At 73.8% G+C, this 16,846-nt stretch carries 15 protein-coding genes; 7 read left to right on the plus strand and 8 right to left on the minus strand.

Features of this window, described 5'->3' with window-relative positions; translation table 11 throughout:
- Position 1: 1 nt before the first annotated feature.
- From narI to AC3ANM_RS10480, 6 genes are all read right to left on the minus strand, one after another.
- The gene (narI, locus tag AC3ANM_RS10455) at positions 2-742 is read right to left on the minus strand and encodes a respiratory nitrate reductase subunit gamma (RefSeq protein ID WP_488284355.1); all 741 of its coding nucleotides are present in this window, start codon (positions 740-742) and stop codon (positions 2-4) included.
- Positions 739-1,365, minus strand: coding sequence for a nitrate reductase molybdenum cofactor assembly chaperone (narJ, locus tag AC3ANM_RS10460; protein WP_488284356.1), 627 nt, complete (start codon positions 1,363-1,365; stop codon positions 739-741). Before narJ ends, narI begins: the two co-directional genes overlap by 4 nt.
- Complete coding sequence (gene narH, locus AC3ANM_RS10465) at positions 1,358-3,025, minus strand: nitrate reductase subunit beta (protein ID WP_488284357.1); 1,668 nt, start codon at positions 3,023-3,025, stop codon at positions 1,358-1,360. Before narH ends, narJ begins: the two co-directional genes overlap by 8 nt.
- Complete coding sequence (locus AC3ANM_RS10470; protein ID WP_488287940.1) at positions 3,025-6,696, minus strand: nitrate reductase subunit alpha; 3,672 nt, start codon at positions 6,694-6,696, stop codon at positions 3,025-3,027. The genes narH and AC3ANM_RS10470 overlap by 1 nt, the downstream gene beginning before the upstream one ends.
- Positions 6,697-6,698: 2 nt before the next feature.
- Positions 6,699-7,913 carry a nitrate/nitrite transporter gene (locus AC3ANM_RS10475; protein WP_488284358.1) on the minus strand — a complete coding sequence of 405 codons (1,215 nt, stop codon included), beginning with the start codon at positions 7,911-7,913 and terminating at the stop codon, positions 6,699-6,701.
- Positions 7,914-8,068: 155 nt separating this feature from the next.
- Positions 8,069-8,458, minus strand: a complete 390-nt coding sequence (locus tag AC3ANM_RS10480) for a hemerythrin domain-containing protein (protein ID WP_488284359.1) — start codon at positions 8,456-8,458, stop codon at positions 8,069-8,071.
- 124 nt (positions 8,459-8,582) lie between these two features.
- Between AC3ANM_RS10480 and AC3ANM_RS10485 the strand changes: the two genes are divergently transcribed.
- Genes AC3ANM_RS10485 through AC3ANM_RS10495 form a run of 3 tightly spaced genes read left to right on the plus strand, consistent with a single transcriptional unit; the run spans position 8,583 to position 9,978 of the window.
- Positions 8,583-8,921 carry a cupin domain-containing protein gene (locus AC3ANM_RS10485; protein ID WP_488284360.1) on the plus strand — a complete coding sequence of 113 codons (339 nt, stop codon included), beginning with the start codon at positions 8,583-8,585 and terminating at the stop codon, positions 8,919-8,921.
- Positions 8,922-8,973: 52 nt separating this feature from the next.
- On the plus strand, positions 8,974-9,315 hold the full coding sequence (locus AC3ANM_RS10490) for a YciI family protein (RefSeq protein WP_488284361.1): 342 nt from the start codon (positions 8,974-8,976) through the stop codon (positions 9,313-9,315).
- Between the two features lie 6 nt (positions 9,316-9,321).
- Positions 9,322-9,978, plus strand: coding sequence for a DUF998 domain-containing protein (locus AC3ANM_RS10495; RefSeq protein WP_488284362.1), 657 nt, complete (start codon positions 9,322-9,324; stop codon positions 9,976-9,978).
- On the opposite strand, the gene AC3ANM_RS10500 is transcribed toward AC3ANM_RS10495, so the two are convergent.
- The gene (locus AC3ANM_RS10500; protein WP_488284363.1) at positions 9,920-11,212 is read right to left on the minus strand and encodes an APC family permease; all 1,293 of its coding nucleotides are present in this window, start codon (positions 11,210-11,212) and stop codon (positions 9,920-9,922) included. The genes AC3ANM_RS10495 and AC3ANM_RS10500 overlap by 59 nt on opposite strands.
- Positions 11,209-11,946: an RNA 2',3'-cyclic phosphodiesterase gene (gene thpR, locus AC3ANM_RS10505; RefSeq protein WP_488284364.1), complete on the minus strand. Its 738-nt coding sequence runs from the start codon at positions 11,944-11,946 to the stop codon at positions 11,209-11,211. Before thpR ends, AC3ANM_RS10500 begins: the two co-directional genes overlap by 4 nt.
- A gap of 12 nt (positions 11,947-11,958) precedes the next feature.
- On the opposite strand from thpR, the gene AC3ANM_RS10510 reads away from it, so the two are divergent.
- The 4 genes from AC3ANM_RS10510 to AC3ANM_RS10525 all read left to right on the plus strand — a co-directional run bounded on the left by AC3ANM_RS10510 (position 11,959) and on the right by AC3ANM_RS10525 (position 16,711).
- Entirely contained in the window at positions 11,959-12,513 is a 555-nt protein-coding gene (locus AC3ANM_RS10510) for a DUF6529 family protein (protein ID WP_488284365.1), read from the plus strand.
- Positions 12,514-12,674: 161 nt separating this feature from the next.
- Positions 12,675-14,372: a metallophosphoesterase family protein gene (locus AC3ANM_RS10515; RefSeq protein ID WP_488284366.1), complete on the plus strand. Its 1,698-nt coding sequence runs from the start codon at positions 12,675-12,677 to the stop codon at positions 14,370-14,372.
- Positions 14,369-15,502: an acyltransferase family protein gene (locus AC3ANM_RS10520; RefSeq protein WP_488284367.1), complete on the plus strand. Its 1,134-nt coding sequence runs from the start codon at positions 14,369-14,371 to the stop codon at positions 15,500-15,502. The genes AC3ANM_RS10515 and AC3ANM_RS10520 overlap by 4 nt, the downstream gene beginning before the upstream one ends.
- A gap of 78 nt (positions 15,503-15,580) precedes the next feature.
- Entirely contained in the window at positions 15,581-16,711 is a 1,131-nt protein-coding gene (locus tag AC3ANM_RS10525; RefSeq protein ID WP_488284368.1) for an acyltransferase family protein, read from the plus strand.
- The last annotated feature ends 135 nt before the right edge of the window (positions 16,712-16,846 follow it).

A 16,846-nucleotide genomic window follows, 5' to 3' on the forward strand; every position in this document is an offset into this window, starting at 1 on the left:
CCTACTTGCCGATGTCGGCGCGGTCCCAGCCCCGCCGGGCGGCACGGGCCCCGAGCCGGCCCTCGGGCTTGCTCCGGTAGACCACGTAGGGCCGCCACAGGTAGCCCACCGGCGCGCTGAACACGTGCACCAGGCGGGTGAACGGCCACAGCGCGAACAGCCCGAACGCCACCAGCCCGTGCAGCTGGAAGGTCAGCGGGGCGTCCGCCATCAGCCCGGGGTGCAGGGAGAACCGGAAGATGCCGCGGAACCAGACCGAGACGCCCTCGCGGTAGTCGTAGTGGCTGACGACGTTGCCCAGCACCGTGTTGGCCAGGCCGAGCAGGATCACGGTGGCCAGCACGGCATACATCGCCTTGTCCATCCGCGTCGTGGCGCTGAACACCGGCCCGACCGTCCGGCGGCGGTAGATGAGGATCGCCATCCCGACCACGGTGCAGACGCCGGCGACGGCGCCGATGCTCACGGCGAGGAGGTGGTAGACGCCCTCGGAGATGCCGACGGACTCGGTCCAGGACTTCGGGATGCCCAGGCCCATGACGTGGCCGCCGAGGACGAAGAGCAGGCCGAAGTGGAACAGCGGGCTGCCCCACCGCAGCAGGCGGGCCTCGTAGAGCTGGGACGAGCGGGTGGTCCAGCCGAACTTGTCGTAGCGGTAGCGCCACCAGTGCCCGACGACGAAGACCGCCAGGCACACGTAGGGCCACACCACCCAGAGCAGGACGTCCACGGTGCTGGTCATGCGCGCGCCCCCATCCGGTCCGGCGGCGCGAACGGTTCGAGCCCCACGTCCTCCCCGGGCGGCCCCTGCGCGACCAGGCGCCGGATCGCCTCGCGCTCGTCGCCGCGCAGCGGCGGCAGCGTGGCCGAGACCGCGGCGACGGCACCGGCATACGGGGAACCGGCCTCGCGCAGCGCCAGCCCGAGCAGCTCCAGCCCGGCGCGGTGGTCCAGCAGCAGCTGCCGCCCGGCCGCCGGGTCGACCGAGCCGGCGAACTCGAGCACCACCTCGAGGTGGTCCGGCAGCTCGCCCCCGTCGAGCTCGACGCCGGCCCGGCGGTAGGCGTGCTTGAACGCCAGCAGCGCCATCCCGCGCTTCCGGGTGTCGCCGTAGGCGTAGTAGGTCAGGTAGGGGCAGCAGCGGCGGCGCAGGTCGAACGTCGCGACGTAGGCCGCCTGCGCCTCGACCAGCGGGACGTCGCGCAGGTGCGCGACCAGCGGCAGCAGCCGCTCCCGGTATGCCGTGGGCAGGCTCCCGGCCGCGGCCTCCAGCGCGGGCAGCGCGGCCAGCAGGTCGGCGTCGGGGTAGGCCAGCAGGCGCGAGGCCACCAGGTAGCAGCGGGCGTCCGGTCCGGTGTCACCCACGGTGCTCCCCCTCCTCGCCGCGCGGGGGGAACAACCCCTCGGGGCGGCCGCTGCCGTCCCAGTTGAGCAGGTTGACCCGCCGGGCCTTGTCCTCCGGGTCGGTCGGGCGGTCGGCGGTCTGCCGCTGCTTCAGGGCGTGGAAGGTCTCCACGGCGACCGGCTGGGCCTGCCCGCCCGAGCCCTCGCCGAACGGGCCGGAGCCGCCCATGCCCGGTCCGCCCTCGTAGTCCAGGCTGCAGGCCAGCTCCTCCAGCTGGTGGGCCTGCTCGGCGTGCGCGGCCGGGATGACGTAGCGCTCCTCGTACTTCGCCAGCGCCAGCAGGCGGTACATGTCGTAGACGTCCTCGCCACGCATGCCCACGGCGGTGGCGATCTCCTCGCGCGGGTCGCGACCGAAGTTGATGTCGCGCATGTAGGAGCGCATCGCGGCCAGCCGCTGCAGCACCCGGGTCACCGGGGCCGGGTCACCGGCCGTGAACAGCTCGGCGAGGTACTCCACCGGGATGCGCAGCGCGTCGATGGCGGCGAAGAGCGTGTCGGCGTCCTCGGCGTCGACCCCGGTCTCCTTGACCACGTCGACCACCGGCGACAGCGGCGGGATGTACCAGACCATCGGCATCGTGCGGTACTCCGGATGCAGCGGCAGGGCCACCTCGAAGCGGTTGACCAGCGCCCAGACCGGGGAGCGCTGGGCCGCCTGCACCCAGTCGTGCGGGATGCCGGCCTGCTCGGCCGCGTGGATGACCTCCGGGTCGTGGGGGTCCAGGAAGCACGAGCGCTGGGCGGCCAAGAGCTCGTGCTCGTCCTCGACGGAGGCCGCCTGGAGGACCCGGTCCGCGTCATACAGGACCAGCCCGAGGTAGCGCAGCCGGCCGACGCACGTCTCGGAGCACACGGTCGGCAGGCCGACCTCGAGCCGGGGGAAGCACATCGTGCACTTCTCGGCCTTGCCGGTGCGGTGGTTGAAGTAGACCTTCTTGTAGGGGCAGCCGGTGACGCACTGGCGCCAGCCGCGGCAGCGGTCCTGGTCGACGAGGACGATGCCGTCCTCGCTGCGCTTGTAGATGGCACCCGAGGGGCAGGAGGCCGCGCACGCCGGGTTGAGGCAGTGCTCGCAGATCCGCGGCAGGTAGAACATGAACGTCTGCTCGAGGTCGCTGCGGACCTTCTCGCTGACCTTCTTCAGCACCGGGTCGTCACGGGTCAGCGCCGGCGCCCCGCCGAGGTCGTCGTCCCAGTTGGCGCTCCAGCTGATCTTCATGGGCTTGCCGCTGATCAGCGAGTGCGGCCGCGCGACCGGCGTGTGCTCCTGCAGCGGCGAGGACAGCAGCGTGTCGTAGTCGTAGGTCCACGGCTCGTAGTAGTCCCCGATCGAGGGCATCGTCGGGCTGGAGAAGATCGTCAGCAGCCGCTTCAGCCGGCTGCCGGTGCGCAGCCGGAGGCGGCCGCGCGGGCCGAGCTCCCAGCCGCCCTTCCACCGGTCCTGGTCCTCCCACGTGCGCGGGAAGCCCTGCCCGGGGCGGGTCTCCACGTTGTTCCACCAGACGTACTCCACGCCCGAGCGGTTGGTCCAGGCCTGCTTGCAGGTGACGCTGCAGGTGTGGCAGCCGATGCACTTGTCGAGGTTCATCACCATCGCCATCTGGGCCATGACGCGCATCAGTACTGCACCTCCTGGGACCGGCGGCGGATGACGGTGACCTCGTCGCGCTGGTTGCCCGTCGGCCCGAGGTAGTTGAACGCGAAGGACAGCTGGGCGTAGCCGCCGATCAGGTGGCTGGGCTTGACCAGCAGCCGGGTGGCCGAGTTGTGGATGCCGCCCCGCTTCCCGCTGGCCTCGGCCCGCGGGACGTCGATGACCCGGTCCTGGGCGTGGTACATGTACACGGTCCCGGCCGGCATCCGGCTGGAGACCACCGCGCGCGCCACGACGACGCCGTTGCGGTTGACCGCCTCGATCCAGTCGTTGTCGGCGACCCCGATCAGGTCGGCGTCGCTCGCGCTCATCCAGATCGTCGGCCCGCCGCGGGACAGGCTGAGCATCAGCAGGTTGTCCTGGTACTCGGAGTGGATCGACCACTTCGAGTGCGGGGTCAGGTAGCGCACGGTCAGCTCGGCGCCTCCGTCGTGCCCGAGCCGGGGCTCCCCGAACAGCTGGTGCATGTCCAGCGGCGGGCGGAAGACCGGCAGCGCCTCGCCCATCTCGTGCATCCAGTCGTGGTCGAGGAAGAAGTGCATCCGGCCGGTGAGGGTGTGCCAGGGCTTGAGCCGCTCGGTGTTGATGACGAACGGCGAGTAGCGGCGGCCGCCGTGCTCGCTGCCGGACCACTCCGGGCTGGTGATGACCGGCACGGGGCGGGACTGGGTGTCGGCGAAGGTGATCCGTGAGCCGCCGTGGTCGGCGGACAGGTCGGCCAGCCGGGTGCCGGTGCGCGCCTCGAGCCGCTCGAAGCCCTGGGTGGCCAGCCGCCCGTTCGTCGTGCCGGACAGGGCCAGGATCGCCTCGCACGCCTGCTTGTCGGTGGCCAGCGAGGGCCGGCCGTCGGCGACGCCGCCGTGGACCCGGCCGTTGTGCTCACCCAGCCAGGCGACCTCGGCGTCGGGGCTGAACGTCACGCCCTTGGTCGTCATGCCGAGCCGGTCGGTCAGCGGCCCGAGCGCCTTCATCTTCGCCGCGACCGCGGCGTAGTCGCGCTCGACCACCACCAGCTTCGGCATCGTCACCCCCGGCACGGGCTCGCACTCCCCGGCCCGCCAGTCGCGCACGTGGCCGCCGGGGTTGCCCATCTCGTCGGGGGTGTCGTGCAGCAGCGGCACGGCCACGAGGTCCTCGCGGGTGCCCAGGTGCCGGGCGGCCAGCGCGCTGAACGCCTCGGCGATGCCGTGGAACGCCTCGAAGTCGGTGCGGGTCTGCCACGGCGGGGCGATCGCGGGGTTGAACGAGTGCACGAACGGGTGCATGTCCGTGCTCGACAGGTCGTGCTTCTCGTACCACGTGGCCGCCGGCAGCACGACGTCGGAGAACAGCGTCGTGGACGTCATCCGGAAGTCGAGCGTGAGCAGCAGGTCGAGCTTGCCGTCGTGGGCGTCGTCGCGCCAGAGCACGTCCTGGGGCCGCTGCCCCTCCGGCGCCTCGTGGGCGAACACCGACGCGTCCGTGCCCAGCAGGTGCTTGAGGAAGTACTCGTTGCCCTTGGCCGAGCTGCCGAGCAGGTTGGAGCGCCACACCGTCAGCACCTTGGGGGCGTTGCCCGCCCCGTCCGGGTCCTCGGCGGCGAAGCGCAGGTCGCCGAAGCGCAGCTGCTCCACCACGTATGCCGCGGGGTCGGCTCCCGCGGCCCGCGCCTGGTCCACGAGGTCGAGCGGGTTGCGGTCGAACGTGGGGTAGGACGGCATCCAGCCCAGACGGGCCGACAGGGCCAGCAGGTCGGCGGTGCTGCGGCCCCCGAACGCGCCCCGCGCCAGGGGCGAGGCGAGCGTGTCCGCCGGGAACGCGTCATACCGCCACTGGGAGGTGTGCAGGTAGAAGAAGGCAGTCCCGATCATCTGCCGTGGCGGGCGGGTCCAATCCAGGCCGAACGCGAGCTGGGCGTGCCCGGTGACCGGGCGCACCTTCTCCTGCCCGACGTAGTGGGCCCAGCCGCCGCCGTTGACGCCCTGGCAGCCGGTCAGCGTCGTGAGGGTGAGGAAGGCGCGGTAGATCGTGTCGGAGTGGAACCAGTGGTTGGTCCCGGCGCCCATGAGGATCATCGAGCGGCCGCCGGACTCCTCGGCGTTGCGGGCGAACTCGCGGGCGATCCGGGCGGCGGCGGACGCCGGCACGGACGTGAGCTGCTCCTGCCACGCCGGCGTGCACGGCTCGTCGGCGTCGTCGTAGCAACCCGGCCAGGTGCCCGGCAGGCCCTCACGACCCACGCCGTACTGCGCCAGCAGCAGGTCGAAGACGGTGGTGACGGTGCGGCCGCCCACCCGACGGGTCGGCACCCCGCGGCGCACCACGCCGGCGCTGCCGTCGGGCTCGTCGAAGCGCGGCAGCAGCACCTCGGCCACGTCGGCGTCCACGGCCCGGGAGCCGTGGAGGCTCAGCAGCGGGTCGACGTCGCCGAGGTCGAGGTTCCAGCGGCCGGCGCCCTGCTCCCCGTAACGGAAGCCGAGCGAGCCGTTGGGCACCACCGGTTCCCCGGTCGCGCCGTCGAGCAGGACCGTCTTGGAAGAGGCGTTCTCGGAGGTGTCGCCGACCTGGTCGGCGGTGACGAACTTGCCCGGCACCCAGGCCCCGTCGCGTTCCTCGAGCGTGACCAGGAACGGCAGGTCGGTGTAGCGCTTGACGTAGGCGTCGAACGCCGGCGTGGTCCGTTCGACGAAGAACTCGCGCAGGATGACGTGCCCCATCGCCATGGCCAGCGCGCCGTCGGTGCCCGGGTGCGGCGCGAGCCACTCGTCGGCGAACTTGGTGTTGTCAGCGTAGTCCGGGGAGACCACGACGACCTTCTGCCCGCGGTAGCGCGCCTCGGTCATGAAGTGCGCGTCCGGCGTGCGGGTCACCGGGACGTTGGAGCCCCACATGACGAGGTATCCCGCGTCCCACCAGTCCGCCGACTCCGGCACGTCCGTCTGGTCGCCGAAGACCTGCGGCGAGGCCACCGGCAGGTCGGCGTACCAGTCGTAGAAGGACAGCATCGTGCCGCCGATGAGCGAGACGAATCGGCAGCCGGCCGCGTGGGAGACCATCGACATCGCCGGGATCGGGGAGAAGCCGGCCACCCGGTCGGGGCCGAACGCCTTGATCGTGTGCACGTGCGCGGCGGCGATGATCTCCAGCGCCTCGTCCCAGCTGGCCCGCACGAGGCCGCCCTTGCCCCGGGCGGCCTTGTATCGCGCGGCCCTCACCGGGTCCCCGGTCACCTCCGCCCACGCGGCGACGGGGTCGCCGAGGCGGTCGCGGGCCTCGCGGTACATCTCCAGCAGCACCCCGCGCACGTAGGGGTAGCGCACCCGGGTGGGCGAGTAGGTGTACCAGGAGAACGCGGCCCCGCGGGGGCACCCGCGGGGCTCGTACTCGGGGCGGTCGCCGCCGATCGAGGGGTAGTCGGTCTGCTGCGACTCCCACGTGATGATCCCGTCCTTGACGTAGACCTTCCACGAGCAGGAGCCGGTGCAGTTGACGCCGTGCGTGGAGCGGACGACCTTGTCGTGGCTCCAGCGGTCCCGGTAGAACGTGTCGGCGTCACGCCCGCCGGTCCGGTGCAGGGTGCGCAGGTCCGGTGAGACCTCGGCGGGGCGGAAGAAGCGGCGGGTGCGCAGGAGCGCCTCGGTCAGCTCACCGTCCATCGTCACGAGGGGGCTCCTCCCGTCGCCGCTGCGGCTCCGCGCGGCCGGGTCCGGCCGGCACCGAACGCGCGCCAGCTGAACGCGGCCGTGCCCAGGCTGACCAGGGCCAGCAGCGCGAGGCCGAGGCTGTAGTCGTGGCTGTTGCTGTAGATCACGCCCATGACCAGCGGCGGGATGAAGCCGCCGAGGCCGCCGGCGGCGCCGACGATGCCGGTCACCGCCCCCACCTGGGGCGGCTCCACGAGGCGGGCCACCAGCGCGAACACCGCACCCGAGGCGCCGCCGAGGAAGGCGGCCAGGCCCAGGAACGCGACGGTCCCCATCGGGATGAGGGCCAGCTCGAGGGAGGCCAGGCCGGCCAGCGCCGCGATCCCGAGGAAGCAGGCAGTCAGGACCGGCACGGGGTGCCACTTGTCCGAGAGCCAGCCGCCGACCGGGCGCATCCCGACGGCGAGGACGACGAAGCCGGCGGTGCGCAGGGCGGCGTCGCCGCGCGTCAGCCCGAAGGCGTTCACCAGGTAGGTCGGCAGGTAGACGCTGAACGCCACGAACCCGCCGAAGCCGATCGCGTAGAGCAGGGAGAGCTTGAGCGTCACCGGGCGCTTGAACGTCGTCCACGCCCGGGTCACGAACGACCCCGTCGCGGGCACCCGGCCCGGGACGTCGCGCAGCAGGAGGCGGGCCGTCACGGCATACACCGCGAGGACCACCGCGACCAGGATGAACGGCGCCGCGCGACCCCACCGGTCGGCGATGGCCACGGTGGTGAAGGCCGAGACGGCCGTGCCGCCCATGCCGGCGCCGAAGATGCCGATCGCCGTGCCGCGGCGCTCCGGCGGGAACCACGCGTTGACGAACGGGACGCCCACGGCGAAGGCCGTGCCGCCGATGCCGAGGAAGAACCCGCCGACGAGGAGGGCCGGGTAGCTGCTGCCGGCCAGGCCGACGAAGAGCACCGGCGCGATGGTCAGCACCGCGACGGCGGGGAACATCGTGCGGGCACCGAGGCGGTCGGTGAGCGCCCCGACCGGGATCCGGCCCAGCGACCCGACGACGACCGGCACCGCGACGAGCAGCGACTGCTGCACGGCGCTCAGGCCGAGCTCCTTGGCGTACGCGGGGGCCAGCGGGCTGATCAGCGCCCAGGCCCAGAAGCAGACCAGGAAACCCACCGTGGCCAGCGCGAGCATCCGCGTGCGCGTCTTCTCCTCGACCATCGCCGTATCCCTTCGCCGTGGCGGTCTCAGCCGTGCCCGAAGAGGGAGGGTCCCCACGCCGATCATGGCCCGATCCGTACGGTCGCGCAGGCCGGATGGGAAGTCCGGGGACCATGGTCATCAGCGTTGGCGCCGTTGGTCCCCAGCTGTGCGGCTCAGGCGTGCTCGGTGACCCACTCCCAGTCGGGCCCGTCCAGCGCGATGGCGGCGGCCGGGAAGAGGCCGTTGTCCTCCCGGTCGATGTGGTGGCGCACCAGGCCCTCGAAGAGCGGGTATGCCGTGTGGTCGCCCGCCTCGATCCGCGTCAGGTACGCCTCGAGCAGCTCGTGCTCCCGGCAGAGGGCGTCGATGTGGTCGGTGAACTCGGGGTCCTTGCGCATCTGCGCGAACAGCGAGCGCTCCTCGCTGCCCGTGTGGGGACCCAGCGCGGCGCGGACCTTCTCCACGGCGGCGCGGACCTCCTCGGGGTCACCGCGGTGCACCGCGCGCCGCAGCTCGCCGGTGAGGTTGACGATGTCGTCGTGCTCGGCCATGAACCGCCCCATCACGGTGATGCTTCGGCACCCGCAGTAGGAGCACATGACGCCATCATCACGCGAAACCGTGTGGGCGGGACGAGAATCATCCGTTGACACCGATGGCACCGGCGCGGCGAAGGGAAGACCAGCGATGGACACCACCAACCTCGACCAGCAGGTCAGCGAGCTGGGTGAGGCTGCCTCGCAGGCAGCCAACGGACGGACCGCCCGGATGCTCTACGGCGGGCCGACGTCGACCCTGACGCAGACGGTCATCGCCATGCGCGAGGGCAGCCGCCTCGCCGAGCACGAGAGCCCCGGCGAGGCGACGATGCTCGTCCTGCGGGGTCGGCTGCGCGTCTCCACCGCATCGGGGGCCGGGGACGCCAAGGAGGGTGAGCTGCTCGTCCTGCCGACGGAGGTCCACGCCGTCGAGGCGCTCACGGATGCCGCCTTCCTGCTCACCGCCGCGAAGGTCCGCAGCGCCTGAGCGAGCCGGCCCGGGCGATGTGCAGCCCCGGAGGCACGGATACGGTCCCGGCATGGTCCTGGAGGCATACGAGCTGGTCCTGCTGCGGCGCCCCGCGAACGCGACGCCCTACGACGACGCGACCCTGGAGCGCATCCAGGCCGACCACCTCGCCTACCTCGCCTCCCTGCGCGAGGCCGGGCACGTGGTCACCAACGGCCCCGTCCTGGACCAGCCGGACGAGTCGCTGCGCGGCCTCACCTTCTTCGCCACGGGGTCGCTCGAGCGCGCCCGTGAGCTCGCCGAGGCCGACCCCGCGGTGCGGGCCGGCCGCCTGGTCGTCGAGGTGATGACGTGGTGGTGCCCGGCGGGTTCGATGACCCGGCCGGGGCAGCCGGTCCGGCTGGGGGGCTGAGGCGCCGTGCCCGACCCCGGTCGCCGCAGCCGCCTCGGGCGCTCGCGCCGCGTGCCGTGGTGGGGCCTGGTCTCCTCGATCGCCGCGCCGGTGCTGCTGGTCGGCGGCTGGAGCGTGGCGCAGGCCCTGCAGCCCACGGGGTTCGACCCCGTGCGCGAGACGATCAGCGCACTGGCCGCCGTGGGGGTCCCGCACCGGGTCGTGATGACCGCCGCCCTGCTCGGGGTCGGCCTCGCGCACATGACGACCGCGCTCGCCCTGCGCCCGGCGACGGCCCCGGGGCGCCTGGCCCTGGCCCTCGCGGGGGCCACGACGCTGCTCGTCGCCGCCCTCCCGCTGCCCTCGCGGACGGGCACGTCGGCGCTGCACACGCTGGCCGCGTCCACTGCGTTCGCCGCCCTGGCGGTGTGGCCGGCCATGGCGGCCCCCCCGACGCGGCCGGCCGCGGTCGCCCTGCGTCGCTCCGTCTCCGTGGTGGCGACGGTGGTGCTCCTGGCCATGGTGGCCTGGCTGCTGGCCGAGATGCGCGCGGGCGGGGCCCAGGTCGGCCGGGCCGAGCGCGTGGCCGCCGGCAGCCAGGCCCTCTGGCCGCTGGTGGTGGTCCTCAGCTGCCGATGGGCGGACCGGCGCGACCGGCGCGCCGGGGCCGGGCCGCTCGCGTGAGCAGCCGGTAGCCGACGCCGACCGCGAACATGAGCGCGCCGGCGAGCACCGCCGTCGCCGGGAGGGTGAGGGCGAGTGCGACACACCCCGTCGCCCCGAGGACCTGCAGCCAGCGGGGGAACCGGCGCTGTGCGGCCGGCTGCGTCCACGCCGCGAGGTTGGCGACGAGGTAGTAGGTCAGCACGCCGAAGGAGGAGAAGCCGATCGCCCCGCGCAGGTCGACGGTGAGCACCAGGGCCACGACCACCGCTGCGATGGCGACCTCCGCCCGGTGCGGCACCCGGTAGCGCGGGTGGACGGCCGCCAGCCAGGCCGGCAGGTCCCGCTCGCGGGCCATCGCCAGGGACGTGCGGCCCAGCCCGGCGATGAGCGCGAGCAGGGCGCCGAGGGAGGCGAGAGCGCCCCCGACCCTCACGAGCGGGACGGCCCAGCCCCACGACCCGGCCCCCACGGCCGCCGCGACCGGGGCGCCGGAGGCGGCCAGCCTGGCCGGGCCGAGGACGAGCAGCAGGCTGACGGCGACGACGGCGTAGACGGCGACCGCGCCTGACAGGGCCAGCAGGACGGCACGCGGGATGGTCCGCGACGGGTCACGCACCTCCTCCCCCAGCGTCGCGATGCGCGCGTAGCCGGCGAAGGCGAAGAACAGCAGCCCGGCCGCCTGGAGGGTGCCGTAGGCACCACCGGTCGACCCGCCATACGGCGACGTGAGGTGGCTGGTCCGGGCGGCGCCCCCGAGCAGGCAGGCGGCCACGGCGACGCCGAGCACCAGCAGCACGACCGTGACGATGACCCGCGTGAGCCGGGCGGTGCGGGTGACGCCGTGGTAGTTCACCGCCGCGAGCGCCACGACCGCCAGGGCGCCGACGGGACGCTGCCACGGGCCGGGCGCGACGTAGGCCGCGAACGTCAGCGCCATCGCCGCGCAGCTGGCGGTCTTGCCGATGACGAACCCCCACCCGGCAAGGAACCCCCACCACGGCCCGAGCCGCTCCCGGCCGTAGACGTAGGTGCCGCCGGAGGTCGGGTAGGTCGCGGCCAGCTGCGCCGAGGCCGTGGCGTTGCACCAGGCGACCACGGCCGCGAGTGCCAGGCCCAGCAGCAACCACGAGCCCGCCGCCCGCGCCGCCGGGGCGAACGCCGCGAAGACCCCCGCGCCGATCATCGAGCCGAGCCCGATCACGACGGCGTCGGTGGTGCCGAGGCGTCGGGCCAGGGCCGGTCGCGCGGTCACCGCTGCGGGCCGCCCAGCGGGAACGTCCGGACCACCTCGTAGCGGGGACGCCGGCGCGGCCCCTCCCCCAGGTGCGACTCGATCAGCGTCAGCTCGGTGGCGGTCCACGACGGGCCACGGTAGGCCTCCAGCACCCGCAGCCACCGCGTGGCCTCCACCGGCCGCCCGGCCCGCGCCAGGGTCAGGTGCGGGTGGAAGCGCGCGCCCTCGACCTCGGCCCCCGCCTTGGCGCCGGCGGCCCGCGCGCCGACCGCCAGGCGGTGCAGCTCGACCCCGGGCTCGAGGTCGGCGACACCGGCCCACAGCACCCTGGCCCGCGCCGGGTTCGGGAACGCGCCGGCCCCGGCGAGCGTGACCGTGAACGGCGTCCGCCGCGCCGCCGCGCGACCCATCCGCTCCAGCAGGTCGTCGAGCACCCGCTCGGGCACCGCCGGCATGAACGCCACGGTCAGGTGCCACTGCGCCCGGTCGGTCCAGCGCAGCGCGGGACCGGCCTCGCGCCGGGGCTCGAGGAAGGCCTCGAGGTCCTCCAGCACGGCCTCCGGGGGCACGACCGCGGCGAACATCCGCACGTCCCCATGCTGCCAGCCACCCCCACCGGTATGCCGGGCCGGCGGCACCCGTGGCACGGCATACCGGCCGGGGCGCACCCGTGCCGGGTGCGGGGTCGTCCCGATGACGGTGGCGCCCCCACCACGGCCGGGCGCACGGTGGCGGCGGGACGTCCTCGTCACCGTGGAGGAGCCATGAGCAGCACGAAGGCCAGCCCCGCCCGCATCGCCGGGACGCTGGGCCTCGGCGCGGCCCTCGCCGTGGGGCTGGGGGTCTACGGCCGGCTCCACCAGCCGACGTTCGAGCCGATCACCACGCTGGGCTTCCCGGACCTGGTCTCCATGAAGGTCTGGCTCGGCTCGGTGGCGGGCGTCCTGGCGCTGGTCCAGCTCGTCTCGGCGCTGCGGCTCTTCGGCCACCTCGGCTCCGGGCCGGCGCCCTCGTGGCTGGGGACGATGCACCGGGTCACCGGCGCCACGGCGGTGCTGGTCAGCCTGCCCGTGGCGTGGCACTGCCTGTGGGCGCTGGGCTTCCAGTACGACCAGCCACGCGTCCTGCTCCACTCCCTGGCCGGGTGCACGTTCTACGGGGCGTTCCTCGCCAAGGTCCTCACTCTGCACAGCCGGATGCCGCGCTGGGCGCTGCCGGTCCTCGGCGGACTCACCTTCACCGCGCTGGTCGTGGCGGTGCTCAGCTCGGCGGTGTGGTTCCTCACCACGGTGGGGCTGCCCGGCGGCCCGACGTACTAGCCCGGCCGACGCGCCGTGCCGGCCCGACCGGGTCTCCCATGGATGGTCGCATCGTGGCCGCCCGCGCCATTTGGCAGAGTGAGGGCATGGGGCGCAGCCGGACGACTCGTGCAGCGCGGGGCCCGGCGCGGCGGCAGGCGGCCGGCGCGCGGTGGGCCGGTGTGCGGTGGGCCGGCCCGCGCCTGCGCCGCTGGGCCCCCCGGGTGCTGGCCGTGCTGGGGCTGACCGCGGCCTGCTACGCCGGCGGCGTGGCCACCACGAGCCTCTTCCCGACCATGGTGGCCACCAACCACTACCGGGCCGCCGTCCGCCTGTCCGGGCTGCCCACCCTCACCTCGACGCTGCACGGCCCGACCTCCTTCGGCGACATCGACCTGGAGTTCCGCAGCGCGCTGCCGGCTCCGGGCGTCGACGCCACCATCGAGGTGAAGGAGAACATCACCGACGTCTTCGACGAGCGCAGCGTGTCGATCCGGTCGCTGCGGCCGTCCAGCGCCGAGATCAGCTCGGCGGTCGGGGCGGCCGTGACCGGGGTCAGCCTGCGCTTCGGCGCCGGGGCGCTGGGCGTCGGCCTGGTCACCGTCGCCCTGGTGACCGTCGGCCGCCGCCGACGCCCGTCCTGGCGGCAGCTCACCGCCACCGGAGTCGCCGTGGTCGTCGCCGTCGGCGGCACGGGCCTCGGGATGTGGGACACCTACCAGCCGGATCACCTCGCCAGCTTCCGGGCCAGCGGCCTGCTCGGCACCCTGCGCCGCAACGCCGGGCTGCTCGGGGACGTCGAGGCGCGGGCCAACCAGGCGACGCCCTACATCCAGAACCTCCTCGCGCTCAGCCAGGCGCTCCAGGAGAAGTTCGCGCCACAGGCCGTGAGCGAGCCGGCGGCCGCCCGGTTCCTGCTCGTGTCCGACATCCACGGGGCGAACCAGTACCCGGTGATGGCGCAGGTCATCAAGGACGAGCAGGTCAACGCCGTCATCGACAGCGGCGACCTGACGAACTTCGGCAGCGTCGCCGAGGCCGAGGCCGGTGGCCTGTTCCGCTCGATCGCCCAGCTCGGCGTGCCGTACATCTTCGTGCGGGGCAACCACGACGCCAACAGCCGCACCGACGACGCCATCCTGCGCCGGCTGGGGAGGATCCCCAACGTGATCCTGCTCCAGCCCGACGGACAGTCGTTCACCGAGGCCACCGTCAACGGGGTCCAGGTCGCCGGCTTCAACGACCCGCGCTGGTTCGGTGACGACAACCGCAACAACGCCGGGAAGCAGCAGCCGTCGGTGGACGCGTTCAACCGCACGTTCGCCGGGCGCGACGTGCCCGACATCGTCGTCTCGCACGAGCCCTCGGCCGTCAAGGGCGTCAAGGACGCTGGTGTCCTCGTCAACGGGCACATGCACTCCGACGAGCTGGAGGGCAACAGGATCGGCGTCGGGACGTTCACCGGCGGAGGCACCGTCAGCCACCTGATCGCCGAGGGCACCGACGGCGAGCTGACCGGTCAGCCCTACGCGTTCGACGTCGCGGTGTTCGGCCAGGGCTGCGACCTGACCTCCCTGGTGCGCTACACCTACCGCAACCTGATCGAGGGCCGCCCGGCCTACGACGACGTGACGGTCATCAACGGGCGCACCATCGAGAAGGACCCGCCGACCGGGCGGGTCTGCCGCGACACCGACGGCGTCTTCACCACCTCGATCCCGGTCGTCGCCGGGGGCAGCACGTCGTCGCCGTCGACGTCGTCACCCGACTCCACGACGCCGGGCCCCACCACCACCCTGGGCCCGTCCGCCCCGGCTCCGGCTGCGCCCACCCCGACCACGTCCGGGAGCACCCGCCCGCTGCCCATGGTCCGACCATGAGCACCGCCCCGGCGCGGTGGCCGTACCTGGACAACCTCAGGACGCTGCTCGTCGCCGGGATCGTCGCCGGCCACGGCATCCTGAGCTACAGCGGCGAGTTCGGCTGGACCTACCAGGACTACCGCGAGACCTCCCTCGCCGACACGACCCAGGTCGTCGTGCTGGCCGTCGTCGGGCCGTTCGCCGTCTTCCTCATCGCCCTGCTCTTCCTCATCTCCGGCCTGTTGACCCCGGACTCGTTGCAGCGCAAGGGCACCCGCCGCTTCCTGCGCGACCGCGTGCTGCGCCTCGGCGTCCCGTGGGCGGCCTTCGCCCTCCTGCTCCAGCCGACGATGCTGCACTGGCTCGACCGCGGCCTGCGCGGCTCGACGGCGACGTGGTGGCAGGACATGCGCCGCCTCGTCCCGCCCCTGGACACGGGCCCGTTGTGGTTCCTGCCGGTCCTGCTGCTGTTCTCCACCGGGTATGCCGTGTGGTGGGGCACCGCCGCCGCCTCACCGCGCGCACGGCGCGGCACCGCGCCGGCCGGCCGCACGGTGGCGCTGCTCGTGGCAGGGGTCGCCGCCGCCACGTTCCTCGTCCGGCTCCGCCTCGCCCTGGACACCACCCAGGTCGCCGGGCTGCAGGTGTGGCAGTGGCCCGAGTGCGCCGGGCTGTTCGCCCTGGGGACCATCGCCTCCGGGCACGGTTGGCTGGTGGCCGTGCCGCCCGGCATCCGGCGTGGAGCCGGCAGGGCGGTCGTCGCGGGCGCGGCCGCCGCGATCGTCCTGGTCGTGGCGGTGGGACCGGACCGGATCACCGGCACGGACCTGGCCGGCGGCTGGAACCTGCCCGCACTCGGCGTCGCCGCCCTGGAGGCCACCCTCACCGTGTGCGGGCCGATCTGGCTGCTGGCCGTGGGGCAGCGGCACCTGCGCGGCGCCGGGGCCATGTGGCAGCGGGCCGGGCGCAGCGCCTACGCGGCGTACCTGCTCCAGGGCCCGGTGCTGGTCGGGCTGGCGGTGCTGCTTCGGCCGGTGCCGGCTCCGGCCGAGGTCAAGGCCCTGGTCGTCGCCGTCGGAGGGGTGCTGGCCTGCTTCGACGTCGGCAGCCTGCTGGTCCGGCGCACCGCCCTCGGCCGCTTGGTCTGACCGTCGTCCCCACCCCCGGGGGCGCCCGAAGGACCTTGGCCTCCACCGCCGCCGCCCCGCCGGCCGCACCATCGCAGCATGGGCGCTGCACCGAGGTCGGCCCCGCTGGACAACCTCAAGGTCGTGCTGGTCGCCGGGATCATCGCCGGCCACGCGGTCCTCAGCTACACCGACGTCTTCTCCTGGCCCTACCAGGACTTCCGGGAGACCAGCCTGTCCTCGCTGACGGTCTCGGTGCTGCTGGTCCTCGTCGTCCCGGTCGCCTTCTTCCTCATCGCCCTGCTGTTCCTGGTCTCCGGCCTGTTCACGCCGGGCTCTCTGGAGCGCAAGGGGACCTCGGCGTTCCTGCGCGACCGGGCCTGGCGCCTGGGCGTGCCGTGGGCGGTCTACGCGTTCGTGCTGTGGCCGACGGTGGTCTGGGCCCTCGACCGGTGGCTCAGCGGGCAGCACCTCTCGTGGTGGCAGGACTTCGCCGGCGCCGACCCGTTCCTGGACACCGGGCCGCTGTGGTTCCTCCTCGTGCTGTTGATGTTCTCCACCGCGTATGCCGGCTGGGTGCGGCTGCGGGCGGGTGCGCCCTCGCGCCGTCCCGCCGCGCACGCACCCACCGGCCGCACGCTCGTCGTCCTCTGCGCGCTCGTCGCCGTGGCGACCTTCCTCGTGCGCCTGGTCCTCCCGCTGGACAGCGCCCAGCCCGGCGGCCTGCACCTGTGGCAGTGGCCCGAGTGCATCGCGCTGTTCAGCCTGGGCATCCTCGCCTCCCGGCACGGCTGGCTGGACACCGTGCCACCCGGCATACAGCGGGGGTGCCTGCGGGTCGCGGCCGTCGCCGTGGTGGCGACCATGACGCTCATCCTGCTCGCCGACCAGCTCGGCGTCCGCGACGCGCTGGCCGGCGGGTGGAGCTGGCCGGCGGCCGGGGTGGCCGTGGCCGGCGGGACGCTGACCGTCTGCGGCCCGGTCGTCATGCTGGGGTGGGCGCAGGGCCACCTGCGCTCCCGCAGCGTGCGGTGGCAACGGGCGTCGCGCGGTGCCTATGCCGCCTTCCTGATCCAGGGGCCGGTGCTGGTGGGGATGGCCGTGCTGCTGCGGCCGGTGCCGGTGGTCGCCGAGGCCAAGGCGGCCTTCCTGCTGGTCGTGGGGGTGCTGGGCTGCTTCGCCCTCGGCTGGCTGCTGGCTGCACGGACCCGACTCGGCCGCGTCCTCTGACCGGCACCCACCGACCGCGCGCCTCCCAACTGACCGCGGCCTCCTACCGGCCGCGGGGAGGACCTTCGGCACCCCGGGCGCCGACCCGGCGCGGCACCATCGCAGTGGGACCGGCCCTCGCGTGGGCCGGTGCCG

This window comes from Oryzihumus sp. JJN4-3R, from assembly GCF_057747915.1.